General features: G+C 71.3%; 14 protein-coding genes and 2 tRNA genes. 7 read left to right on the top strand and 9 right to left on the bottom strand.

All coding sequences use genetic code 11. The features are described 5' to 3' along the window. Window positions 1–253: 253 nt before the first annotated feature. A complete protein-coding gene (locus WME98_RS18235) occupies window positions 254–916 on the top strand; it encodes a response regulator (protein WP_044970202.1) in 663 nt (220 codons plus the stop codon). Window positions 917–949: 33 nt separating this feature from the next. Here WME98_RS18235 and WME98_RS18230 read toward each other — a convergent pair whose 3' ends face one another. Beyond that, window positions 950–1,585, bottom strand: coding sequence for a pentapeptide repeat-containing protein (locus tag WME98_RS18230; RefSeq protein WP_437952442.1), 636 nt, complete (start codon window positions 1,583–1,585; stop codon window positions 950–952). Between the two features lie 53 nt (window positions 1,586–1,638). Here WME98_RS18230 and WME98_RS18225 point away from each other — a divergent pair, with 53 nt between their 5' ends. After that, window positions 1,639–2,532 carry an alpha/beta fold hydrolase gene (locus WME98_RS18225; RefSeq protein WP_437952441.1) on the top strand — a complete coding sequence of 298 codons (894 nt, stop codon included), beginning with the start codon at window positions 1,639–1,641 and terminating at the stop codon, window positions 2,530–2,532. 94 nt (window positions 2,533–2,626) lie between these two features. Beyond that, window positions 2,627–3,436, top strand: coding sequence for an exodeoxyribonuclease III (gene xth / locus WME98_RS18220; protein ID WP_437952440.1), 810 nt, complete (start codon window positions 2,627–2,629; stop codon window positions 3,434–3,436). Window positions 3,437–3,449: 13 nt separating this feature from the next. Here xth and WME98_RS18215 read toward each other — a convergent pair whose 3' ends face one another. Then, window positions 3,450–4,547: a penicillin-insensitive murein endopeptidase gene (locus WME98_RS18215; protein ID WP_437952439.1), complete on the bottom strand. Its 1,098-nt coding sequence runs from the start codon at window positions 4,545–4,547 to the stop codon at window positions 3,450–3,452. Between the two features lie 213 nt (window positions 4,548–4,760). On the opposite strand from WME98_RS18215, the gene WME98_RS18210 reads away from it, so the two are divergent. The 3 genes from WME98_RS18210 to WME98_RS18200 all read left to right on the top strand — a co-directional run bounded on the left by WME98_RS18210 (window position 4,761) and on the right by WME98_RS18200 (window position 6,056). Continuing rightward, window positions 4,761–4,834, top strand: a tRNA-Arg gene (locus WME98_RS18210). Between the two features lie 79 nt (window positions 4,835–4,913). Further along, window positions 4,914–4,986 (top strand) — tRNA-Lys (locus WME98_RS18205). Window positions 4,987–5,135: 149 nt separating this feature from the next. Then, window positions 5,136–6,056: an SMP-30/gluconolactonase/LRE family protein gene (locus tag WME98_RS18200; RefSeq protein ID WP_437334382.1), complete on the top strand. Its 921-nt coding sequence runs from the start codon at window positions 5,136–5,138 to the stop codon at window positions 6,054–6,056. Here WME98_RS18200 and WME98_RS18195 read toward each other — a convergent pair. From WME98_RS18195 to WME98_RS18180, 4 genes are all read right to left on the bottom strand, one after another. Beyond that, window positions 6,053–7,987 (bottom strand): YjhG/YagF family D-xylonate dehydratase, encoded by a 1,935-nt coding sequence (locus tag WME98_RS18195; RefSeq protein ID WP_437952438.1) that lies wholly within the window; start codon window positions 7,985–7,987, stop codon window positions 6,053–6,055. The genes WME98_RS18200 and WME98_RS18195 overlap by 4 nt on opposite strands. Further along, entirely contained in the window at window positions 7,984–9,489 is a 1,506-nt protein-coding gene (locus tag WME98_RS18190; protein WP_437952437.1) for an aldehyde dehydrogenase (NADP(+)), read from the bottom strand. The genes WME98_RS18195 and WME98_RS18190 overlap by 4 nt, the downstream gene beginning before the upstream one ends. Window positions 9,490–9,551: 62 nt before the next feature. After that, window positions 9,552–10,412: a fumarylacetoacetate hydrolase family protein gene (locus WME98_RS18185; RefSeq protein ID WP_437952436.1), complete on the bottom strand. Its 861-nt coding sequence runs from the start codon at window positions 10,410–10,412 to the stop codon at window positions 9,552–9,554. A 201-nt stretch (window positions 10,413–10,613) separates the two neighbouring features. Next, window positions 10,614–11,282 carry a phosphoribosyltransferase gene (locus WME98_RS18180; RefSeq protein ID WP_437952435.1) on the bottom strand — a complete coding sequence of 223 codons (669 nt, stop codon included), beginning with the start codon at window positions 11,280–11,282 and terminating at the stop codon, window positions 10,614–10,616. Between the two features lie 323 nt (window positions 11,283–11,605). On the opposite strand from WME98_RS18180, the gene WME98_RS18175 reads away from it, so the two are divergent. Next, window positions 11,606–11,797, top strand: a complete 192-nt coding sequence (locus tag WME98_RS18175; RefSeq protein ID WP_437952434.1) for a hypothetical protein — start codon at window positions 11,606–11,608, stop codon at window positions 11,795–11,797. Window positions 11,798–11,906: 109 nt separating this feature from the next. Here the strand turns inward: WME98_RS18175 and WME98_RS18170 are convergent, their stop codons facing one another. Genes WME98_RS18170 through WME98_RS18160 form a run of 3 tightly spaced genes read right to left on the bottom strand, consistent with a single transcriptional unit; the run spans window position 11,907 to window position 22,866 of the window. Next, window positions 11,907–16,049 (bottom strand): hypothetical protein, encoded by a 4,143-nt coding sequence (locus WME98_RS18170; RefSeq protein ID WP_437952433.1) that lies wholly within the window; start codon window positions 16,047–16,049, stop codon window positions 11,907–11,909. Continuing rightward, a complete protein-coding gene (locus WME98_RS18165) occupies window positions 16,046–18,319 on the bottom strand; it encodes a hypothetical protein (RefSeq protein WP_437952432.1) in 2,274 nt (757 codons plus the stop codon). Before WME98_RS18165 ends, WME98_RS18170 begins: the two co-directional genes overlap by 4 nt. Then, window positions 18,316–22,866: a DUF6603 domain-containing protein gene (locus WME98_RS18160; RefSeq protein WP_437952431.1), complete on the bottom strand. Its 4,551-nt coding sequence runs from the start codon at window positions 22,864–22,866 to the stop codon at window positions 18,316–18,318. The genes WME98_RS18165 and WME98_RS18160 overlap by 4 nt, the downstream gene beginning before the upstream one ends. Window positions 22,867–22,875 lie beyond the last annotated feature (9 nt).

The following is a 22,875-nucleotide window of genomic DNA, read 5'->3' as shown; positions in this document are numbered from 1 at the left end:
CATGGCGCGCGGCGTGGCGCATGGCGCGCGGCGTAACGCTTCCCACGGCGCAGATCTCCGCTGAGCTCCGAAACTCGCTCAGGACGGAGTTTTCCTCATCAATTGGGCTTGCCGCCGCGCCGCTGCTTGCAGATCGTTGAGCACCTGATACCCCTGTAAGGTTCCTCCCAGGACGACCCGAGCAGCTTGACTTGAACTGCTCGCGGGTATCGAATTGTGGTCCGAAGGACACTCCAATCCCCCTGTGGTCATCATGGCGGAAACCCCTGCTAGCAAGCTGCACATCTATCTGATCGACGATCACCCCGTCGTCCGCGAAGGCTTCGCTCGAGCGCTCTCGGACGAGCCCGACATGGTCGTCGTGGGCCAGGCCGGGACAGCAGCCGACGCCTTGCGCGAGACGGCGAGCTGCAAGCCGGACGTGGTGCTCGTCGATCTCAACATCCCCGACCGGGACGGCATCGAGCTCCTCGGGGCGCTGCGGGCGCAGCTGCCGCAGGCGAAGCTGCTCGTGCTGAGCGGCTACGACGACGAGTTCCGCGTCGCCGAGGCGCTCCGCGCGGGGGCGCAGGGCTACCTCGTGAAGACCTCGAAGCTCGAGGAGGTCATCGAGGGCATCCGCCGGATCGCGACCGGCGGCGCGCCGCTGTCCTCGAGCATCGCGGGCGCCGTCGTACGCGCGATGCGCAAGCCGGCGAGCGAGGGCTCCGGCGGCCTCGACGCGCTGACCCCGCGCGAGCGCCAGGTGCTGCGGCTGCTCGCGGCCGGCGTGTCGACGCGCGAGACGGCCGCGCGGCTCACGATCAGCCCGAAGACGGTGGAGACCCACCGCGTGCGCATCTACGCGAAGCTCGGATGTAAGAGCGCGGTCGAGCTGACCCGCATCGCGGTCCGCACCGGGCTGATCGAGGCGTAGGCCACCCGCGATCGCGCGAGGCGCCCCGCCCGCTCACCGCCCGGGAGCGGGGCGCTTCGCCTTTCTCTTCCCCGGCGCTGCTTCCTTCGTGGCCGCCTCCGGCGTGGGGCTCGCGCTCGCTCGGCGCTTCGCGTCCTCGAGCAGGCGGTCGATCCGCACGCCGTCGATGGTGAGCCCGTCGATCTTGCAGCCGGTGATCTCGACCTCGCGGAGGTCCGACGCCTCGAGGCGAGCGCCGCGCAAGGTCACGTCGGACCAGCGCGTCCCCGCCGCGTCGGCGTTGTCGATCCGCGCGCCTGCCAGCGACACGTCGTCGAGCGAGGCGGCGGCGAGCGCGACGTTGTGGAGGCGGGCGCCGCGCAGATCGACGTCGTCGAGCTCGGCCTCGGCGAGCGCGACGTTGTGGAGGCGGGCGCCGCGCAGGTCGATGTCGTCGAGGTCGACCTCCGTGAGCGCGACGTTGTGGAAGCGCGCGCCGCGCAGGTCCACATCGTCGAGCTCGGCCTCGGCGAGCGCGACGTTGTGGAAGCGCGCGCCGCGCAGGTCGGCGTCGTCGAAGTCGGCCCCGGCGAGCGTCGCGCCGTGAAAGCGCGCGGGCCTCGGCGACGCCGCGGCATCGCGCTCCGCGGCGTCCGCATTCGACGGCGCGATGGGGGGCTTCTTGGCCATGGGTCCATGCTAGCGCTAGGCGCAGGCGGCGCGCTCGCGCCGCCCGGAGAGCCATGAACGCACCCGACGCCTTCGTGCCCCACCACGCCCTCGTCTCCGCGCCCTCCGCGGCGCCTGCCCGCTGGATGCTCGTGCTGCACGGCATCTTCGGCTCCGGCGCCAACTGGCGCACCTTCGTCCGGCGCCTCGCCGAGGCGCAGGCCACCGGCGGCGCGCCCGGCCCCGCCGCGCGGCCGTGGGGCTTCATCCTGGTCGACCTGCGGGCGCACGGCCTGTCGCAGAGCCCGCCGGCGCCCCACACCATCGCGGCGGCCGCCGACGACCTGCTCCGGCTCGGCGATCGCCTCGGCCTCGATATCCGCGGGGTCATGGGCCACTCGTTCGGCGGCAAGGTCGCCCTCGCCTACCTCGATCGCCGGCGCGCGGGGCCCACGGAGATCGAGCGCGGCTTCATCCTCGACGTCGATCCGAGCGCCAGGCCCGCCGGCGAGAGCGGCTCGGAGAGCCCCGGCGTGCTCGAGCTGCTCCGCGCCATCCCGCAGCCGATCGCGTCGCGCGAGGCGTTCCTCGAGGCGGTGCAGGCCGCCGGCTTCAGCCGCGGCATCGGCGAGTGGCTGGCGATGAACGTCCGCCGCGAGGGCGACGGCTTTCGCATCCGGCTCGACCTCGACGTCCTGAACGACCTGCTCACCGACTACTTCGCGCGCGATCTGTGGCACGTCCTGGAGGAGCCGCCGGCGCCGGCCGGCGCCGGGGTCGACGCGCGGCGCCTCCACGTCGTCCTCGGCGGCAGGTCGGCGTCGGTCTCGCCGGAGTCGCGCGCCCGCTTCGAGGCGCTCGCGGCGCGCGCGCCCTGGCTCTCGGTCCACGTCCTCCCGCGCGCCGGCCACTGGCTCCACGTCGACGATCCGGACGGCCTCTTCGACGCGATCCGGGCGGCCCTGTGATCGTCCGCGATCGCCTGAGCCCCGCGCGCGGCGCGGCCGCGCCTGGATCCAGGCTTTTCGTCCTGCTCTCCATCCACTATCGGTGAGGCGACCTATGCGCATCGCGTCCTGGAACGTGAACTCCATCCGCACGCGGCTCGAGCAGCTCACGAGCTGGCTGGTCCGCGCCGCGCCCGACGTCGTTTGCATGCAGGAGACGAAGGTCGAGGACGGCAGCTTCCCCGAGGCGGCGCTCTCCGAGGTGGGCTACCGCTCGATCATCTTCGGCCAGAAGTCCTACAACGGCGTCGCGATCGCCGCGCGCTTCGGGCTGTCGGTGGACGACGTGAAGAAGGGCCTCGACGGCGACGAGGAAGACGTCGCCCGGCGGATGCTGTCGGCCACGGTCGAGGGGGTCCGGATCATCAACGTCTACGTGCCCAACGGGCAGGCGGTGGGGACGCCGGCCTTCGCGTACAAGCTCGCGTGGCTGGAGCGGCTCCGGCGCGAGCTCGAGGCGAGCTACCGGCCCGATCAGCAGCTCCTGATCTGCGGCGACTTCAACGTGGCGCCCGAGCCGATCGACGTCGCCGAGCCGAAGAAGTGGGAAGGGCAGGTGCTCTTCCACCCCGACGAGCGGGCGGCGCTGGGCCGCCTGATGGAGTGGGGGCTCGTCGACGCGTTCCGCGCCTGTCACCCCGCCAAGGCGGCGTACAGCTGGTGGGATTACCGGATGGGCGCGTTCCGGCGCAACAAGGGCCTCCGCATCGATCTCGCGCTGGTGACGCGCCCGCTGGCCGAGCGCTGCGCGGATGTGTCGATCGACACGCGCCCGCGGGAGCTCCAGCGCCCCTCGGATCACGCGCCGGTGGTGGTGGAGCTCGCGGACGGCGCGGCGCCGCCCGGGGCCGCGCCGGCGGTCTGAGCGCGGCCGGGCGTCAGCGGGGGGCGGGCGCGGCTACGACGTGCGCCGCGCCGTCGGCCGCTGGCGCGGCTGCGACGTGCGCCGCGCCGTCGGCCGCGGCCGCGGGCGCGGTGGCCTCGAGGGGCTTCTTCGCCGCGTCGGCGTCGCACGCCGGGCGCGCCAGCGACTCCTCGACGCAGGCGGCGCGCATCGACGGGGGGCACGCCACGCGGATGTGGAAGTGGTCGTTGTGCAGGTCGGCGTCCCTGGGGCTCATCATCGCGGCGGCGGCGCGGCTCCGGAGCTCCGCCGGGACGCGCGTCTTCGCGGCGTACGCGAGCAGCCGCGCCCGCAGCGCGTCGGTCACGAACAGGTATTTGACGCCTGCCTGGCGGTCCTGGAGCAGCGCCTCGACCAGCGCCCAGTTGCGCTTGTCGTCGAAGCGCGCCCCGGGGAGGCCGATGGCGTCGCCCTTGTCGTCGAACGCCACGAACCGGTCCATGCGCAGCGTCTTGCCCTTCGAGTTCACGACGTAGAACCCGACGTCGGCGTCGCGCCCCGTCTGGTGGGAGTTGTGCCCGTCGAGGCGGCCGCCCGTCCTGGCCGAGAGATCTCCGACGAGCAGCGCGGAGTCGCCGTGCTTCTTGGCCACCTGGAAGGAGGCGCGCCGCAGGGCCTTCACGAGCACGGGCAGCCCCCAGGTCCTTGCGCCCTCGCGCGTCTTGAGGTGCCGCGACGACCGGAGCCGCACGGCGCCGTTCAGCCGCCCGCGGTTGGGCGCCCCCTTCGACAGCGGCTTGCGCTCGTCGGCCTCGGCGGCGGTGCCGCCGCGCGCCGCGCGGGAGGTCTCGTCCCGCCGCGCCGCGCGCTTCTTGCTCGCGCGGTCCGCGGCCGTCCGCTTCGCCCCGGCGCCGCGCGCGGCGCGCGATCCGCCCTCGTCGCCGGTCGAGCTGCGGCGCGCGGCGGGGCGCTTGCCCTGCGGGCGCCGGTCCGGCGGCTGCTCCACCGAGGCCGGCCGCGCGCCCGCCGGGGCGCCGAGGGCCGGCGCCGCGACCGAGAGCGCGAGCAGGAGGGCGGCGACAGGGCCCCGGGACGCGAAGCAACGGCGGGTGAGCGGTCGAAGCAACGGCATGACGGGGGCGGACCCTACCCCGCGGCGCGGCGGGCAGAAAACTTCTTTCGCCGCCGTCGCCGGCGGGGCGCGGGCGAGCGCAGGGCGACGCCCGTCCGGGTTCAGCGGGGGCGGCGGCCTGAGAATTGCGCATCGGGATGCTTCATCGCCTTGACATATCGGCTCCGGTGCGGTTAGAAGCGTTCCGCGAGCCCCGCCGAGGGGCGCGCAGGAGCGCCCGTAGCTCAGCTGGATAGAGCGTCGGACTTCGAATCCGAAAGTCGCCTGTTCGAATCAGGCCGGGCGTGCCGGGCTCAACGGACGACGCAAGCGGTCCGGCGAGATCCCGGGGACTGTTCCAGAATCCGTCGGTTTGACAAACTACTCGGGCCATTAGCTCAATTGGTAGAGCAGTGGACTCTTAATCCATTGGCTGAAGGTTCAAGTCCTTCATGGCCCACCCGAGATGATTGAGGAATCCAGCCAGCCCGAGGGGTTGGCTGAGACAGCCGGGACAGCGGCTGGAACGATCGAAGAAGCAGCGCGGGACAGATGCTCGAAAGCCCGACGACCCAGGGGGTGTCGGGCTTTCGGTGTTTTGAGGACCCGATGGTCATCGAGCTGACGCCGAGCTTCCAGGTGATCGACCCGCGCTTCCGCAAGGTCGCGCTCCCGCACGTGCACGTCGAGAAGCTGTACACGGGCTGCCGCTGGGCGGAGGGGCCCGCGTGGTTCCCGGCTGGGCGCTACCTCGTCTGGTCGGACATCCCGAACGACCGCATGATGCGCTGGGACGAGACCGACGGCTCGGTCTCGGTGTTCCGCCAGCCCGCGATGAACGCCAACGGCCACACGGTCGACCTGCAGGGCCGCCTCGTCTCGTGCGAGCACCGCGGCCGCTGCGTCTCGCGCACCGAGCACGACGGCTCGCGCACGGTGCTCGCGTCGCACTTCGAGGGCAAGCGGCTGAACTCGCCGAACGACGTGGTCGTGAAGTCCGACGGCAGCATCTGGTTCACCGACCCGAGCTACGGCATCGACAGCGACTACGAGGGCGACGCGTCGCCGAACGAGCAGGGCGCGCAGCGCGTCTACCGGCTCGACCCGGTCTCCCTCGCGCTGACGGTCGTCGCGAGCGACTTCGTGCAGCCCAACGGCCTCGCCTTCTCGCCGGACGAGTCGCTGCTGTACGTCGCCGACACCGGCGCGACGCACGCGAAGGACGGCCCGCACCACGTGCGCAGGTTCCGCGTCGACGCGAACGGCGCGCTGACCGGCGGCGAGGTGTTCGCGACCTGCCCGGTCGGGGTGTACGACGGCTTCCGCGTCGACGTGCACGGCAACCTGTGGCTGTCGGCCGGCGACGGCGTGCACTGCCACGCGAGCGACGGCGCGCTGCTCGGCAAGGTGCTGATCCCCGAGACGGTGTCCAACGTCTGCTTCGGCGGCGCCAAGCGCAACCGCCTGTTCATCTGCGGCACGACCTCGCTGTACGCGGTCTACCTGAACACCCGCGGCGCCGCGCGCTAGCGCTCCGCCGCCGTGGCGCGGCCGAGGAGCCCGATGATGCGCTCCGCATCATAGACGCACCCACCCCAGCTGCCGCCGCTGGCATCCTGAAGCGCAGCCCATAGCCGCGTATCCGCGCTCACGCGGTCGTCGGGCTTCAGGGCTGGATTGGGCAAGCGGGCGGCAAGACCGCCGGCCTCCACGCCCACGACGTCCACCGTCCCCTCCAGCTTGCGCGTGTCGATCCGAAGCCGGACGCGGTCGCCGTCGCGCACGCGCCCGATGGGCCCACCCGCCCACGCCTCCGGGCTGACGTGGCCGATGCACGCCCCGGTGGACACGCCCGAAAAACGACCGTCCGTGACCAGGGCGATACGGTGCCCGTCCTTCACGTGCTTGAGGGCGGAGGTGATCTGGTAGGTCTCCGGCATTCCGATACCGGGACCGATGCCGATCAGCACCATCACGTCACCCGGTTGCACGGCGCCCGTCTTGATCGCCTCGATCGCCGCGTCCTCGCTGCCGAACACGCGCGCAGGCCCTTCGTGCAGATAAACGCCGTCCGGTCCGATCACCTGAGGAGCGATCGCGGTGCTCTTCACGAGCGCTCCCTCGGGCGCGAGGTTGCCGCGCAAGAAGGTCACCGTGCTGGTGAGACCGCGCTCGCGGGCCTTCCCGGCGGACATGATCACGTCGTCCGGGTCGATGCCGTCCAGCTGCTGCAGCTTGTCGCGCAGGCGCCGGCGCCGTTCGCTGCGCTCCCACCATTCGAGGTTTTCGCCCAAGGTGCGGCCGCTGACGGTGAGCGCACCGAGCCGCAGCAGGCCAAGCTCGCGCAGGTGGAGCATGACCTCCGGGACGCCTCCCGCGAGGAAGACCTGAACCGTGGCATAATGTCGTGGCCCGTTGGGCAACACGTCCACGAGGCGCGGAATGAGGGCGTTGATGCGCGCCCAGTCGTCCACCGTGGGGCGTCGAAGCCCGGCCGCATGGGCGATCGCCGGCACGTGGAGCACCAGATTCGTCGACCCGCCGACGGCGGCGTGCAGCACCATGGCGTTGTGGATGGAATCGTCGGTGACGATGTCCCGCGTGGTCACGCCGCGTCGCTCGAGGGCCATGAGCGCGTGCGCGGAACGGCGGGCGAGGTCGCGCCAGATCTCGGCGCCCGACGGGCTGAGCGCACCGTGCGGGAGGGCGAGGCCGAGCGCCTCCGCCACGACCTGGCTCGTCGCGGCCGTCCCCATGAACTGGCAGCCGCCGCCGGGGGAGCCGCAGGCGCGGCAGCCCATCTCGGCGGCGTGGTCGAGGCTCACCTCCCCGCGCGCATAGCGCGCCGCGAGGGTCTGGACCTTGGCGGTGTCCTCCGCCTCCTCCGCGAGGAGCGTGACGCCTCCCGGCACGAGCACCGTGGGGAGGTCGGGTGTGCCGGCGAGCGCCATCAACATGGCCGGCAAACCCTTGTCGCACGTGGCGACGCCGAGCACGCCCCGGCGCGTGGGCAGCGAGCGTATCAGCCTTCGAAATACGATGGCCGCGTCATTGCGGTAAGGGAGGCTGTCGAGCATGCCGACGGTGCCATTGGTCCGCCCGTCGCACGGATCGCTGACATAACCGGCGAACGGAATGCCCCCGCTGGCCGTGAATGTACGGGCGGCCTCCTCCATGAGCAGCCCGACCTCCCAGTGTCCCGTGTGATACCCGAGCGCGATCGGCGCGCCGTCGGGCGCGCGGATGCCCCCCTGCGTGCTGAGCACGAGGAACTGCTTGCCGCGCAGGCGCGCAGGATCCCACCCCATCCCGGCGTTCTGAGTCCAGCCGAACAGCTCGCCGCTGGACATGGCGCGCAGCTGCTCGGCCCCGAGCGGGAGGCGCCCCGACGGCCCGGGCGCGGTGGTGCGCAGGGCGTAGATCGCCTCGCTGCCAGACTCGAATACCGGATCGCGGCTCATGCGCGGGGAGCGACGGGAGCGCGGGTGGCCTGGCCGTCGACGAGGCGCGATATCCCGAACGGATTGTCGTCACGCAGCTCCGGCGGGAGCAGCGCGGGCGGACACGACTGGTAGCAAACGGGGCGCGCGAAGCGGAAGATGGCCGCGGTCCCAACCGAGGTGAAGCGCACGTCGCTGCTCGCCGGATACGGCCCGCCGTGGTGCATGGCGTGCGACACCTCCACGCCCGTCGGATAGCCGTTGAAGACGAGGCGGCCCGCGACCCGGCTTAGGACATCGACGAGGTCCTGGGCGTCAGCGAGATCCTCGGCGGTCCCGTGGAGCGTGGCGGTCAGCTGGCCTTCGAGCGCGCCGAGGAGCTGAAGCAACTCTGCGCGGCTCGATGCGGTGACGAGCAGCGCGTACGGTCCGAAGATCTCGTGCGCGAGGTGCGGCTGCCGCGCGAAGTCGGCGGCGGAGACGCGAGCGACGCGCGCGCCGGCGTCGGTCAGCCACTCCACGCCTCTCAGCTCCCGCACGGAGCGGTCGAACGACTCCTGGATACCGGCGTGCAGCATCACGCCGGGAGCGACGGCGCGGGCTCGGCCGGCGACCGACTGAGCAAACGCATCCCATTCAGGCGAGGCCAACCCGAGGACCAGGCCCGGCTTGGTGCAGAACTGGCCGACGCCGAGCGTGCACGAGTTGGTCAGCCCTTCGGCGATCGCGTCGCGGCGCTCGCGCAGCGCGCCGGGCAGCACGACAAGCGGGTTGATGCTGCTCATCTCGGCGAAGACGGGGATCGGCCGCGGGCGGGCGGCCGCGGCGTCGCAGAGGGCGCGGCCGGCGCGGGTGGACCCGGTGAAGCCCACCGCCTGGATCGCCTCGTGGCGCACCAGCAGGAGCGAGACCTCGGGCGAGGCGCCGTGCACCATGCCGAACACGCCCGCGGGCAGGCCCGCCTTCTGGACGGCGGAGCGCAGGGCCGAGGCCACGAGGTCGGAGGTGCCGGGATGCGCCGGGTGGGCCTTGACCACGACCGGGTTGCCTGCGGCGAGGGCGGAGGCCGTATCGCCGCCCGCAACGGAGAACGCTAGGGGGAAATTGCTCGCGCCGAAGACGGCGACCGGGCCGATCGGCCGCAGCATGCGGCGCAGGTCGGGGCGCGGGAGCGGCTTGCGGTCCGGCAGCGCGGGATCGATCCGCGCGTCGACCCAGGAGCCCTCGCGCACGACCGCGGCGAAGAGGCGCAGCTGGCCGGTGGTGCGGCCGCGTTCGCCTTCGAGGCGGGCGACGGGCAGCCCGGTCTCCCGGTGCGCGGTCTGGATCAGGGGTTCGCCGAGCGCCATGATCTCGTCGGCGGCGGTCTCCAGGAACCGGGCGCGCAGCTCCGGCGCGAGATCGGCGAAGGCCTGCGCCGCCGCCGCGGCGGCGCGCGCGGCGGCATCGATCTCGGCGGCGGTGGCGTCGCGGTAGGCGCCGAGCTTTTCCCCGGTGGCGGCGTTGTGGGCGAAGAATTCCATGGTTTCAGCGCGGGGCCGGAGATGAACGTCTCGATGTCTCGATCTTCATACGATGCGCCTCGTCAACCTGCGGATACCGGGTTTGCCAGCGTGCCGGCGCCGGGAATCGTGATCTCCACGAGGTCGCCAGGCTCCAGGGTGAACGAGTCGGGCGGCACGATGCCGGTCCCGGTCATGAGGACGACGCCCGCGGGGAAGCTCAGCTCGCGCGTGAGGTAGGCGACGAGCTCCTCGGGCGCGCGCCGCATCCTCGCCGTCGAGGTCTCCCCCGCGAACACCGCCTCGCCCCTGCGCCGGATCGCGAGCTGGATGGAGAGCGCGCGCAGGTCCAGCCCTGGCTCGTCCGCGAGCGCGATGGCGGGGCCGAGCGCGCAGCAGCCGTCGTAGATCTTCGCCTGCGGCAGGTAGAGGGGGTTGTCGCCCTCGATGGACCGCGACGAGACGTCGTTGCCCGCCGTGTAGCCGACGATGCGGCCCGCCGCGGACACGACGAGCGCGAGCTCCGGCTCGGGCACGTTCCAGCTCGAGTCGCGCCGGATGCGCACCGGCGCGCCCGGACCGGCGACCAGGCGGGGCGTCGCCTTGAAGAACAGCTCCGGGCGCTCGGCGTCGTACACGCGGTCGTAGAAATCGCCGCCGCCCGCGCTCTCTTCCTTGCGCGCGTTGCGCGAGCGCTCGTAGGTGACGCCCGCCGCCCAGACCTCCTGCACGTCGATCGGGGCGAGCAGCGGGACGTCGGGCGGGAGGGGGCGGGCTGCGGCGCGCGCGTCGCGCACCGCGCCGAGGGGATCGGGCAGCGCGAGCCACGAGGCGACGGACGCGAACGCCTCCGGGGACGCCGCCGTGAGGTCGTGGCGCGCTCCCCGCTCGTCCTCGACCCCGAGCCGTGGCCCTCCATCGCCCGCAAACCGAAACAGCTTCATGTCCGCGCCTCCCTAACAGGCCCCCTCGTCCGCGCCCGAGCGACGTGCGCGAGCACGCGCGGCGCAGCGCTGAAGGCCATCCATCCCACAGTCGCGTGGCGGCCGCATGATCCACCATTTGCGCGTTCTGTAAAGCCACTTTTTCGCGCTCGCCTGAGCGATACCACGCGGAGGCCCCCGGCGAGCCGGCGCGGGGGCCCCTCAGGGCGCCTGCGGCGCGCGCGGCGAGCTCGGGTCGAGCGCCTCGCCGAGCAACCGGCAGACCTCCTGCTCGGACACCGGCGTGTAGTCCTCGTACCAGAGCCCGACCGAATAGACGGGATCCCGGATGTAGCAGTAAACGAACTCGCGCGCGCGCCGGGAGAGCTCCGCGTACGCGGCGTACGACGCGACGGGGACCGCGATGACGATGCCCGCCGGTCGTCCTTGCTCGACGGCCGTCACTGCGGCGCGCATGCTCGCTCCGGTCGCCACGCCGTCGTCGACGAGGAGGAGCGTTCGATCGCGGATGCCAGGCGCCCTGTGGCAGCCGTAGTAGACGCGCTCCAGGCGCTCCACCTCCCGGGCCTCCGCATCGGCGAGCCATTGGACGGTCTTGTCCGAGACGCCCAGCGCTCGGCAGAGCTCTTCGTCCACGACCCGGACGCCGCCGCTCGCGACGGCGCCGATCGTCATGCGGTGGTTGACCGGCGCCACGATCCGGCGCGCGATCAGCACGTCGAGCGGCACCCGGAGGAGCTTCGCTATCTCGAAGCCGACCAGCACCCCGCCTCGCGGCAGCGACAGGAGGGTGACGTCTTCCCGCCCCGCGTAGGCGGCCAGCCGCGGCGCGAGCTGGCGGCCGGCGTCGGCCCGATCTCGAAACGGCATGTCTCCCTCTCCCATCCCGGCATCGCATCCCGGCATCGCATCCCGGCATCGCCGGGATCGCCGGCGGCGCTCGGCGTAGCGTGCAATTGTCTCGCCAGGCGCGGCGCCTTACGCCGCCGGGGCGCTCTGCTCGCGTCGCCAGGCGGCCTCACGTGCGCCGAGATCGCGTCCGGCGCGAGGACCATCGCCCGCCCAGGCATTTCTCGCCTGGGCGAGGCCCCTCGAGGATCGACCGCGGTGGCGATGACAGCGAAGCGTCGCGTCACCAGGTACCCCGTGCACCCCTCGATCCTGAGGACATGCCGCTCGCCAGGGAGAGAGATATGGCCAGGCTTCAGCTCGAGCTCGAGCAGCGCGAAGCGACAGACGTGAGGACAGCCCTGTCGATCCGGCTCGTGGGGATGCGAGAAGAGCTGGTCCACACCGACAATCGAGAATACCGGGCGGACCTGAAGGCGGCGATCGAGCGGCTCGAGGTGGTGCTCCGGCGCCTCGACGCGAGCCTGGCCGGCTGACGCCGGCACCATGGAGCGTGCGCGTCGGTGACGACCACGCGCACGGCGCCGGCCGCTCGCATGGATTCCTCACCGTGCGAAGAGCCGAAGCTCTCCGATCGCAGCGACATCATCGCACCGCCAGCTGCGACACGTCCACGCCGTCGGCGTCGGGGGTGATCCCGTAGTAGTCGAAGTACACCTTCGCTCGCGAGATGCCCGAGGCGATGGTCATGTTGGTCAACGCCACCGTGAAGCTCGCCCCGGGCGCGAGCGTGACGGCCTCCGAGGTGGGGGTGGCCGCCCAGTAGCTGCCTCGCACGTCGTCCGAGAGGGCAGAGAACGTCCACCCCGCCGCGGTCAGGGACATCGAAGACACCGCGTCGTCGGGCACGAGCTGACCGAAGTGGATGTAGATCGACGAGCCTTGTTTGGCCGCGTCCTCGTTCACGATCTTCCCGGGTGAGAACGTGGCCGGTACCTTCCGCAGGTTGGTCACCGTCAACGTCAAGCTGGCGGCGGCTCCGGACTGGACGACCGGCGCGCCGCTCGCGTTCGTCAGCGCGAAGCGGAGCACCGTCGGGTTCACGCGGAGCCACCCTTCGGTGAGCGTCTGGGGGCTGTACTGCCAGACGGCGCCCGCAGTGGGAGCGGCGATGTCGGCGATCACCCGCCAGGTCTTGCCGCTCGGCAGCGTCTCCTCCTCGATGAACGAGAGCTCCGCGCCGCCGATGGTGGGCAGCGGCAGAGAGACGCCCGGCGCCGGCTGGAGCACCGGACTGACCTGGAACGTCACGTCCAGATCCGCGAGCGTGTCCGCATACTGATCCGGCGGGATGGACAGGGTCGCTGTCGGCAAGATGCCCGTGGTTGCGTGGACCGCCGCGCGCGGATCGAGCAACATCAGCACCTTCTGCGCCCCGAGCGAAGGCGAAGGGGCCGTGCCCTCTGGCGGCGCGGAGGGGCTGAGCAGGAGGTTCGTCATCGACGGCACCACCACGCCAGACTTGGCTCCGAAGGTCGCTGCCTCGGTGTAGAAGGTGGACAGGTCGTATGCGCCCTCGGCACCCTGTTTGAAATAGCCCACCAGGCCGTCGTCGAGCTGCTTCAGGTCGCCGAGCACCACCGGCAGTCGAAGGCCGCTGATCCCGCTGTCGGTGTCCTCGAACGTCTGGCCGTCGACGAGCGTCGAGAAGGACTGGTTATATGCGACCGTCTCGGACAGCGCGAGGCGCAGGGTCGCCTGGCACAGGGCCACCGGGCGGCCCACCAGGAGGGCCAAGCCGGACTGGCTCGGGAGCGTGGACGGCGCGGTCGAGCGCGCGGCGGCGTCGAGGGCTGTCCAGAACGCTTCGAAGAAGGCCGGCGTGGACGCGCCGAGGGCGACGGCGAGGTCGCGGAGGTGCGGGTTCTGTGAGGCCATGACCGTGGCCACGTCCTGGTCCACCGTCGCGTCGTCCCCGGGGGTGGCCTGCCAGACGACCCTCGTCTTGTCGCCGGTCAGAGACAGCACGCCGAGCGGGGCGCCGAGGGCGTTGTAGAAGAACACGCCGATGACGAGGTGGCTCGGCAGGAGGAAGCCGCAGATGGGCGTGGTCGCGGGGTGGTCGTTCATCTCGGCGTACTCGGCCGTGTCCGCTGCGAGCCACCGGAAGAGGAGGCGCGACGGCTGGACGAGGCGCGGCGGCAGCGTCACGACGCCCGGCACGGCCTCGCCGCGGTATGTGGTGGCGAGCGTGCGAGAGATGTAGAGGTTCTGGATCTGGACAGGGCGCTTCTGCCCGAACACGTCGAGCGCCGTGAGGCTCGGCTTCATGAAGCCGGCGCGCAGCGGGGAGAAGGCGCCGTTGAAGAGGGGCGAGAGAGGCGGGATGTCGTCGCGATGGGCGATGATCGACGCGGTCTGTCGCGTGGCCACCTGGAACGGCATCGGCGCGGCGGACGACACGCCGATGTCGAGCTGGAGCGCCTGCGCGCGCATCAGGAGAGCGCTGTTGAGGCCGGTCATCGCCTGCATCGCGATCGGCGTCGCCTGCAGCTCGGACAGGACGGCGGACAGCGTCGGGTCGGCGTGGCTCGCGAGGTACTTCGTGATCTGATCGGCGAGGTTCTCCGCCGTCTTCGAGGACAGGACGCCGGCGCCCGTGTACGCCACCGTGCCCGAGCCGGGGAGGGTCGGATCGAACGACACCTTGGAGGGATCCACGTCGATGCTGCCGGGCCCGTTCGGCGCGTATGCCATGAACCGCGGGTCGTCCGTATCCAGCGTGAAGTTGCCGGTCACGACCGCAGGGCCATAGGGCGAGAGCGCGCCGGAGGAGGTGACCGTCGGGGACAGCGGATGGTAGTTCGCGGTCCACAGCACCTGGAAAGGAAGCCAAGGATTTTCGCCTTCCCACCACGTCACGGCGACCGGAGACGGTAGGGTGCCGGTGAAAGCCTGGTACGCGCCGCTGGGGGCGCCGCCCTTGAGGGCAGCGTCCAGCGCGGTCGTGAGGGCCGCGTCGGCGTTCCCGCTCGCCGCCGCCGCGATCTGCGTGTTCAGGAGCACGGCCTCGAGCACCAGCGCGGCCATGTCCGACGCGTACGGGAGGTGGTTCGGCGACGGCGGACCGAGCGCCGCAACCTGGCTCGCGCTCAGGGTCACGGTGCCACCGCCTACCTTGCGCAGCGTCACCGCGGTGACCACGGCGTCGTTCGTGCGGCAAGCGAGCTTGCCTTCGGGGTCGAACCGGCCGTCGCCTCCGTACCGCGCCGCCAGGCGGACCGCGTCGCCGGCGAGCAGCACGACAGGCTCGGTGGGAGCGAGGGACGCCTGCGCCGGGACCTGCTGCAAGGCATACCCCGCCGGCAGCATCTGGCGCACCGCCTGGAGCTGGGCAGCCAGCTTGCTCTGCGCGTCCGTCGAGAGGCCCTGCGTCGTGGACCAGCTGGCAGCTCGCGTGGAGAAGGCGTTGAATGCCTCGTTCTCGTTGTCATGCGTCACCTGGAAGAGACGGTACCAGTCGGCGAAGAGCTGCCATTTGAACGCGGTCACGATCCGCGCCATCTCGTCCGCCTCGGCCTGGTATTCGTTGAGGAGGTTCAGCGCGTCGGCCAGGGGGATGGGCAGGGGCGGCGGCGTGGCCGACCCCGCCCCGTCCGGGGCGCTGTCGGCCGCAGCCACGATGGTGTGCAGCGTGCCGGCGGGCGTGGCGCCGAACTGACGGGCGAGCAGCTCCTCGTCGAGGGCGGCGAGCTGTCCGGGCACGGGCGCGGCGAGGCTGCTCAGGAGACCGAGCTGGAACAGGGTCAAGAGGTCCTCGAACGCGGCCGGCTGCGGCTGGCTCTTGCCGGCCACGTACGCAGAGAGCGCCTCCGCCGGGTGGTTGCCGACGGCCACGTCGAGCGCGAGCGGCGCGCCCTGTTGCGAGATGTATCGCGTCGAAGGGCTCCAGACGACGTCCTGCGCGAATCCGCTGTAGAGCGAGTATGACGCCGGGCTCGCGGCGGCCAGGAGCTTCCAGCCGCGCTCGTCGGACAGAGAGGCAGCGTCCTTGCCTCCGGCCACGGGGTCGTTCGCCGGGTCGCTGTAATAACCGGTGACGACGTACATCAGGTTGACCGCACCCTGGCTGGTGTCCACGTCCGAGAGGTCGTCCCAGAAGCCGAACACGTTGCGCGCGTTCGGGTAGAACGCCGCGAAGGCGATGTCGCCGCTGGCCGCCGCGTGGATCGGAGTGCCGCACAGATCGACGATGCTCGTGCCCGGCGGTGGGGTTGGATCGGTCCAGCTCCCATCGAACAGCTGCCATGCGCCGAGGTACCGGAACCCGCGACCCGGCGGGCCGCCCGCCGCGGCAGCAGGCTCCTTCACCGGCAACGTGGGCGCGTTCTTGCCATCCGGGCGCACGGTGGAGAGGGCGTCGCTCATCACGATCCAGCTCTTCGAGGCCCGCGGCCCGCCGGACACGACGACGCGCGTCACGAGCCAGCGGTTGGGCAGCGCAGGGAAGGCCAGGTCCGTCGAGTCCGCCCGGGTCAGCGCGTCCGGCATGGCCCAGTGCAGGTGGACGCCCTGTTCCAGGGGCCAGAGCGGCGGCTGGTCGTAGTCGCGCCACACGTTGACGCCGAGGAACGCGGGGAGCGGATCGGTCGTCTGCTCGGCGTACGTCGTCGTCGCCCCAGCGAAGCGGACCGTCTGCTCGTGCGCGTCCACCGCGCCCACGCAATAGGCCTCCACGTCGAGCGGGACGATGAGACCCGTCGTGCCCGCGACACCCATGCTCCTCATGACGACACCTGCGCGAAGGCCACTTCCACGACACCCTTGCTCATCTCCAGGGCCCACTCCGCCGACGTCACCCCGTTTGGCAGCGTCTGGCCGAAGTCGCCGGTGAGCCGCGACGCGATCGTCGCCGCGGCGCTGGCCACCTGGAGCGTCTGCCCGTCCGCCCGGGTCGTCACGCAGGCGACGGCGCGCGTGCCAGAGGGATCGCACGGCGTCGCCTTGGTGGTCGGGTTCGTGGTGTACTGCCGGCCCGGCGTGGGAGGGTTCACCTCGCGCAAGGTCGTGAAGTACGTGCCGGAGGGGCCGAGCTCCACACCGGAGTGGAGCTGCTCGGGCGGCTCCTGGACGAGCAGCGAGCCGAGCACGCCACGGAACAGCGCCATCGTCACGCTGTCCGAGAGGCGCCGCACCGCCACCCGCGGGATCTCGGTGGTGCGCGCGCTGTCCGAGAAGCCGCGGAAACGCAGGTTCGGCCAGCCGGAGACCGCGGCGGACCGGAGCAGGAAGCCCGTGATCGGTCCGCTCGCGTCCGGCGCGGGATCGGCCAGCCATGCGGCGCGCGACCGTGGGTCGTTCTTGCGGAGCGTCCGCATGTGGCGGCGCGCGTCGCGCCGGATTCGCGGCGCATGCACCGTCTCCAGCGCGTCCGCCGACGCCGTGCGGCGCCCCACGCTGAACGCGCCGTCGAGCAGCGCGTCCACGTACCCTTCGTCCACGTAGAAGAAGCGGATCGACTCCGGCGGCAGCATCCGCTCGTCGGGGACGAGGTAGTTGAAGGGCACGCCCGTCAGCGTCGCGAGCTGAGCCAGCCAGTCGAGCACCTCGGGAGGGAGCGGCGGCGCAGCGCCCGCGGCCCGGGCGGCGCGCTTCTCCAGGAAGCTCGGGAAGAGCTTCGCTCCGCCGAGCCTCGCCTGGAGCAGCGCCTCCTCCGCGGCGATGGCGTCCGACTGGATGACGGACAGCTTCCACCGGTAGAGCGCGTTCGCCACGCCCGTGGCTTCTAGCATCAGGAGCTGGCCGAGCTGCCACGCCGCGCCGTACGAGACGTCGAACATGCCCGTGTCCGGGTTGTAGGCGTTCGCCGCGTCTGGGCCCGAGTAGAGGGCGGCGGACTTGGGCGGCGCGGGGTTCGGGGCCGGCAGGAGCGGTCCGCGGTAGAAGGAGACGGTCTGACCGCCGTGGCGCAGGTGGTGAGTCATGGGCACGTAGCCGAGCATCAGCGCTTGCTGGACGAGCACCGCGGCGTCCGCCGCCGAGAGGGTGCCGAGGGCCTGATTGGCCAGCGCGCGCTGGATGTCGGCCGCGCTGGGAGGCGGCCCGTTCAGGGGCAAGGCCAGGGTGGACAGCGCATTCGAATCGGGCGCGCGGTTCAGGTTCGTGAGCAGCGCCTCGAGCGTCTGGTCCATCGCGTTCGCCGTGAACGACCAGGCGCGATAGCAAAGGAGGCGCACGGCCGTCGTCCCCGCCGGGATCGACGGGCTCTGGGCGCCGTCGTCCGCCGGGAGGTAGTCCGCCATGTTCTCCAGGGACACGAGGAACGCGTGCGTGACCGCCGTGGTTGACGGGATGCGGTTCGCCATCACCACGGCGCAGAGCTCCGTCGTGGTGGTGCCGTCGACGCCCTCGGTCGTGTCCACCTCGCGGATGTGCGCGAGGTACTGCACGTCGGCGGCCGACGGCGCGACCTTGTTCCACGTGGCGAGCGGCAGGTCGATCACCGTGCACGGGTCGTCCGGCGTCTCGCCGTATCCCATCGGGTTCAGGGTCGCCGCGCCGTAGGAGAGGATCGACGCGGGCAGGGTGCCAGTCCCCGTCACGCTGGATTCCGTCACCGTTATGGCCGTGCCCGCGGGGACGAGGTCCTTTGCGAGCATGGCCGCGGGAATGGGGTTCTCGCCGTCCGCGAGCACGAGCACCGCGAGCCAGGGATCCTGGTCGTAGGTCGAATCGCCGTTCTTGAGCATCCGCTCCCACGGCAGGGTCCGGCGGCGCAAGATTACGTGGGGCAGCACGCCGTCGAACTCGCCGTTCGCGAGGTTCGGCGGGAACACGCTGGCGATGTCCTCCGGGGCGAGGGAGAATCGCTCGCCGCTCACCACCAGCGTCGCCTGCGCGGAGAAGGTGCCTGGGCTCTGGTTCGGAATGTTCTCCTCGGCCGTCACCACGTAGGTGCCAGTCCGGAGCGGCGGCGTGTCGTCCTGAATGAACGTCACGTACTTCTGGGCTGTGCTCGTGCTCCTCACCGCGTCTCCTCCTTCATCACGCTTCGTCATGCCGAGCGCATCTCACCGAGCAAGCGGAGCCGCGGAGCGGCGTCCAGGTCGTCGTTCGCGGGGTCCGACAGGGAGGTGACGTGCACGTTGGGATCCACCGTCACGCCCTGCCCTGCCATGGCGGCGATGAGCGCGCTCCGCACCGTGTTCACGGTCCGCGTCGCGATCGTCTGCGCCACGGTCTCGGTGGTGAACGGGTCCTTCGTCGGGATGACGGCGTTCGTCCACGAGAACGGCTGGATGTCATCGTCCAGCGTGAAGAGCAGCGCCTCGAGCGGGACCGGAAGGGTGATGTCCGGCGGCGCGACGACGGGCACGAGGTCGTAGCCGCCGAGCGCGTTCACGATGGTGCTCGACGTGAGCGCCGTGGCCGGATCCACGACGGGGACCCCGTGCGCGTCGAAGGTCTTCAGCTCCCAGAACGCCTTGGGCGCGTTCACGAGCGCGCGCACCGCGTGGAACGTGGACAGCTCCGAGGACTGCACCGCGAGCGCGAGCCCGGGCTGGAAGTCCGCATTGCCGATGCCAGCGGGCCCCGCGCCGAAGGCGACGTTCGGGGCGATCACGTTGCCCTGCGCGTCCTGCGGCTGCTCGCTGTCGGGCGCGAGCGACACCTGCCCCGAGAAGGTGCTCGTCTTGATCGGAATGATGGTCTTCACGTGGCCGCGGAACGTCTCCCCATTGACGAGGTACACGGGCGCCGAGGGGGTATCGTCGAGGACCCGGACCAGGCCCTGGGACACGGTGAACCGGACGAGCGGCGACGTCGTGGGGTCCCCGAGAGACGTCCCGGCCTGCACGCCCGAGCCGAGGCGCCGCGAGGCGCCCGGCCGCGCGAACCGGCTCCGCGGGCGCGCGGCATGCGACGAAGCGCCCGTCTGGCCGGGGAGCACATCCGACACGAACTGGCGCCACGGCACCGTCGTGGAGGTGTCCTGCGACGAAGCGGAAGCGGGGAACGAGATCGTGAACGAGATGATCGAGAGGTCCACGGTCGCCTTCCCGGCGAACGGGGGTCCCCAGATCTGGATGCCCACCCCGACGTGGACGGTGATCGACACGCGGACGAACCAGATCTTGACGCTGAAGGATGCGCCGAGATCGATGCCCGCGTCGATGAAGTAGTGGAAGGGCTTGAACTGCAGCAAGAAGTCCGCCCACACCGTGAACCAGGCGCGGACCGGCCCGCTGCTCCAGGTGGCGCTCATCTGCCCGCCGGCCATGATCACGTTGTTCGTGAGCGCAAAATAGTGCCCGCCCACGATGGCCAGCTCGGGGGTCACCTGCCAGCTCAGCCCGAGCCTGGGGACGGTAGGATAGTAGCTCGGGACCGTGAAATTCGGGTCGTAACCGCCGAAGGTGAGCACCGTCTCCCCGGCGTGCTCGCCCGAGAACCAGAGGTTATAGGCGAACCCGCCCGTCAGGCGCGCGTCCTTCGACAGGATGTACGAGCTCGGGGTGAGGTGTCCGGCGATGGCGAGCAGGCCCGTGGACGGAGAGAAGGACACCTCGAGCGCGATCTGGACCTCCGCGACCGGCGCGTCCGGCGGGATCTGGAGGGTCGAGATCCCGAGGAGAGCGATCTCGAAGGTGTTCCCGAACGTGACCGTGGCGAGCGCGAAGGAGTCGACGACGGTGAAGCTCGTGAAGCTGAGGCCCGCGGCGAGCCAGTAATCTCCGACGCTCGGCGCCACCACGCCCGACGACACGAGCCGCGCGAGGACCTCCTGCACCTGATCGCCGATGGGCCGCGTGGGGTCCATCGTCGGCGGGTCGTCCCCGCCCGTCGCCCACACGACCAGCGGGAAGCTCGCGACGCCGCTCACGTCCGGGATGACGAGCTGCCGGTTATAGCCGAACCCGACCGCCGCCCCGGTGACGAAGAACGCGGGTATCCCGCCGAGCGGCGCGTTCAGGATGCCGTACAGGAAGAACGACGGGTGACCCTGGTACTCCGCGTATCCGGCGAACGCCGCGAGGGCCAGCTCGGGCACGCGCACCGACAGCGCGCCCACGAAGTTCACCGGCGACAGCGTGCCGAGCAGCCCACCCTGGATGCTGATGGGTCCTTCCTGGAAGCTGACCGCGATCCCCTGGATCGTGAGCTCCACGCGCGGCGACGCGATCGGCGAGCCGATGCCCAGCCCGAGGAGGTCGATCTTCAGGCCTCCCGATGCGAGCGCCATGTTCGTGAGCACGAACAGGGACCCGTGCTGGTACGAAAAACCGATCTTCTGGAAGGTGACCGGACCGAACGCCTTCTGCACGTCGATCCACATCACGTCGCTGCCTGGCGCGGCCGCGCCCGCGAGCGCCGTCGCGGCGAGCGCGGAAGGAGGCGCGGGCGGCGGGCTCGTCACGAGGAGGCTCAGGCTGCCGAGCACGAGCTCGGCCGCCATCGAGAAGCCCTTCGGGATGGCCTGCGCGTTGGCCGCCGCGCTCGTCGGCGGGAGCGGCTTCACCGGCACCTGGAGGTCGGCCATGAGCTGATTGACCGCCGCCACGTCCGCCGCCGTGAACGCGTCGGACGTCACCACGAGCTTCACGTTCTTGATGCCCACCATCGCGTCCGCGGGGAGGGCCTTGCCGACGAGCGGGAGGCTCGACAGCGGGAGCTCGACCGCGATGTCCATCGCGAACAGGTACTTCTTCGTGCCGTTCGCGTTGATATACGCGAGCAGCGCGTCCGCGATGTCGATGACGAGCCCGTCGGGCAGGATCGAGGCCACGCCGGGCGAGATCGTCGCGATGAGCTGCTTGACGTCGATCGTGCCCGTGCCTGCGCCGTGGGTGTACGCCGCCACGAACGCGTCCGAGCTGCCGCCCTTTCCAAAGCCGATCTCGAACGTCAACCCGTTCGCGGTGAAGGCGCCCTGCACGACGGCGGTCAACGACGGGCTCCACGCGAGCTGGAAGCCGACCGAAAACTCGGTCAGCGTGAGCACGCCGGGGATCACCTCCCAGTCCAGGGTCGGCGTGAGCGGATCCGCCGCGCTGGCGAGCGCGATCGTCATCCCGAGGTTCGTCAGCGCCGTGGGCGAGACGGTGAGCCCGAGGTTCAGGTTCTGGATGAGGAAGTGGAGCCGATCGAGGCCGGACGCCCGGATGTAGCTCCCGAGGTCCGCCCCGTTCGCCAGCGTGGCCATCTCTCCGATCGACGGGAGCGCGATCACCGGCGAGATCACGTCGAGGCGCCACGGCGCGGTGGACGCGCTCCGGCCGAACTCCACCAGCACCTGCCCTTGCTCGCCGATCGCGAACATGCCCCCCACGGTCCCGAGCACGCCGTTCTGCGCGTCGATCGTGAGCTGGATCCAGAGGGACGAGAGCGTGAGGCCGTTCGAGGGGAGGAGCGGCCAGGGGCTCGTGGACGAGAGCGCGAAGGTGAGCTCCTGGAGCGCGAACCCTTGCGCGGCCACGGCCACGCGGAGATACCGGAACGTGAATCCGCCAACCTTCGACAGGCCCGCTGGGAGGAGGCTGTCCATCGAGCCGCCGGAGAGCAGGTGCGCGATGTCCCCGAGGTCCGGCAAGGCGATGTTCGGGCGCGCGGTGATCGACCAGACTCCCTGGTCCAGCGGAAACGGGATCTCCGCCTCCAGGGTGAGGCTGCCCAGCACGAAGTTGCCCCGGACGTAGCCGGACCCCGAGAGGCCCAGCGCGACGCCCTGTCCCGCTTGGGTGTAGTCGAGCCCCAGGGAGACCACGACGTCGGTGAGCGCGATCTTCCCGCCGGCCGCGGTCCAGAGGGCCTTCGCGGGATCCGAGGTGTCGGCGACGTCGAGCGTCACGTTCGAGAGCAAAGGCGCGTTCGGCCAGAGGGAGAGGCCGAACGACCGGAGGCCGAGCCCCGTCGTGCCGATGATCGCCGGGAAGGCGGCGAGCAGGTCCAGCCCGGAGGGAAGGAGCCACGCGAGGTCGTCGAAGGACCAGCTCTGCCCGTCCACCGGCCTCAGCTCGTACCCGCTCGTGGCGGTCGAGAGCGCGACGCCCAGGCCCTTCGCTCCGCCCGGCGGCGACACGTCGCCCTGGATCTGGGGCACGAGCGCGTACGTCCATAGACCGCTCTGCGGCGCCGCGACGGCGACCAGCCCGTAAACCGCATTGGCGAACGTCAGCGTGGCGGCGAGCCCGGGCACTTGCACCGTGGGCGACGGCCCGCTCGTGGCGATACCGCTGTAGAACCCGGACGGCAGCGCTGCGCCGAACGTGCCAGTGATCGTGGCCAGCGCGGGCGCCTGAAAGAGCGTCTCGATGGCGACGTCGCCGTTCCCGAGGTCCTCGAAGGTGACGGTGAGCGCCAGGCCCTGCCCCTGGCCGCTCACGACCAGCACGTTCGACGTCACGGAGGCAGGCAAGCTCACGTTCGACGTGAGGGTGAAGCCTGCGAGCTGGAGGAGCCGGAAGACGTCGAGCAGGTGCGCGCCCGCGGTGCCGCCGAGCGTCGGCGGGGTGAGCGGGAGGGCGTGGTTCGGGTTGCCCGCCTGGGCCTGCGACAGCGAGGTCAGGAGCGTCTGGAGGAGTTGGGATGCGGTGCCGTCGGACATGGCTATCTC

The organism is Sorangium sp. So ce296, from assembly GCF_051529605.1.
GTDB classification, from domain to species: Bacteria; Myxococcota_A; Polyangia; order Polyangiales; family Polyangiaceae; genus Sorangium; species Sorangium cellulosum_D.
This window is presented reverse-complemented; position numbering and strand designations above follow the sequence as displayed.

Bases quoted from the DNA above. Each gene is read 5' to 3' on its own strand.
- WME98_RS18235 (WP_044970202.1), top strand. From the start codon at position 254: ATGGCGGAAACCCCTGCTAGCAAGCTGCACATCTATCTGATCGACGAT.
- WME98_RS18230 (WP_437952442.1), bottom strand. From the start codon at position 1,585: ATGGCCAAGAAGCCCCCCATCGCGCCGTCGAATGCGGACGCCGCGGAG.
- WME98_RS18225 (WP_437952441.1), top strand. From the start codon at position 1,639: ATGAACGCACCCGACGCCTTCGTGCCCCACCACGCCCTCGTCTCCGCG.
- xth (WP_437952440.1), top strand. From the start codon at position 2,627: ATGCGCATCGCGTCCTGGAACGTGAACTCCATCCGCACGCGGCTCGAG.
- WME98_RS18215 (WP_437952439.1), bottom strand. From the start codon at position 4,547: ATGCCGTTGCTTCGACCGCTCACCCGCCGTTGCTTCGCGTCCCGGGGC.
- WME98_RS18200 (WP_437334382.1), top strand. From the start codon at position 5,136: ATGGTCATCGAGCTGACGCCGAGCTTCCAGGTGATCGACCCGCGCTTC.
- WME98_RS18195 (WP_437952438.1), bottom strand. From the start codon at position 7,987: ATGAGCCGCGATCCGGTATTCGAGTCTGGCAGCGAGGCGATCTACGCC.
- WME98_RS18190 (WP_437952437.1), bottom strand. From the start codon at position 9,489: ATGGAATTCTTCGCCCACAACGCCGCCACCGGGGAAAAGCTCGGCGCC.
- WME98_RS18185 (WP_437952436.1), bottom strand. From the start codon at position 10,412: ATGAAGCTGTTTCGGTTTGCGGGCGATGGAGGGCCACGGCTCGGGGTC.
- WME98_RS18180 (WP_437952435.1), bottom strand. From the start codon at position 11,282: ATGCCGTTTCGAGATCGGGCCGACGCCGGCCGCCAGCTCGCGCCGCGG.
- WME98_RS18175 (WP_437952434.1), top strand. From the start codon at position 11,606: ATGGCCAGGCTTCAGCTCGAGCTCGAGCAGCGCGAAGCGACAGACGTG.
- WME98_RS18170 (WP_437952433.1), bottom strand. From the start codon at position 16,049: ATGAGGAGCATGGGTGTCGCGGGCACGACGGGTCTCATCGTCCCGCTC.
- WME98_RS18165 (WP_437952432.1), bottom strand. From the start codon at position 18,319: ATGACGAAGCGTGATGAAGGAGGAGACGCGGTGAGGAGCACGAGCACA.
- WME98_RS18160 (WP_437952431.1), bottom strand. From the start codon at position 22,866: ATGTCCGACGGCACCGCATCCCAACTCCTCCAGACGCTCCTGACCTCG.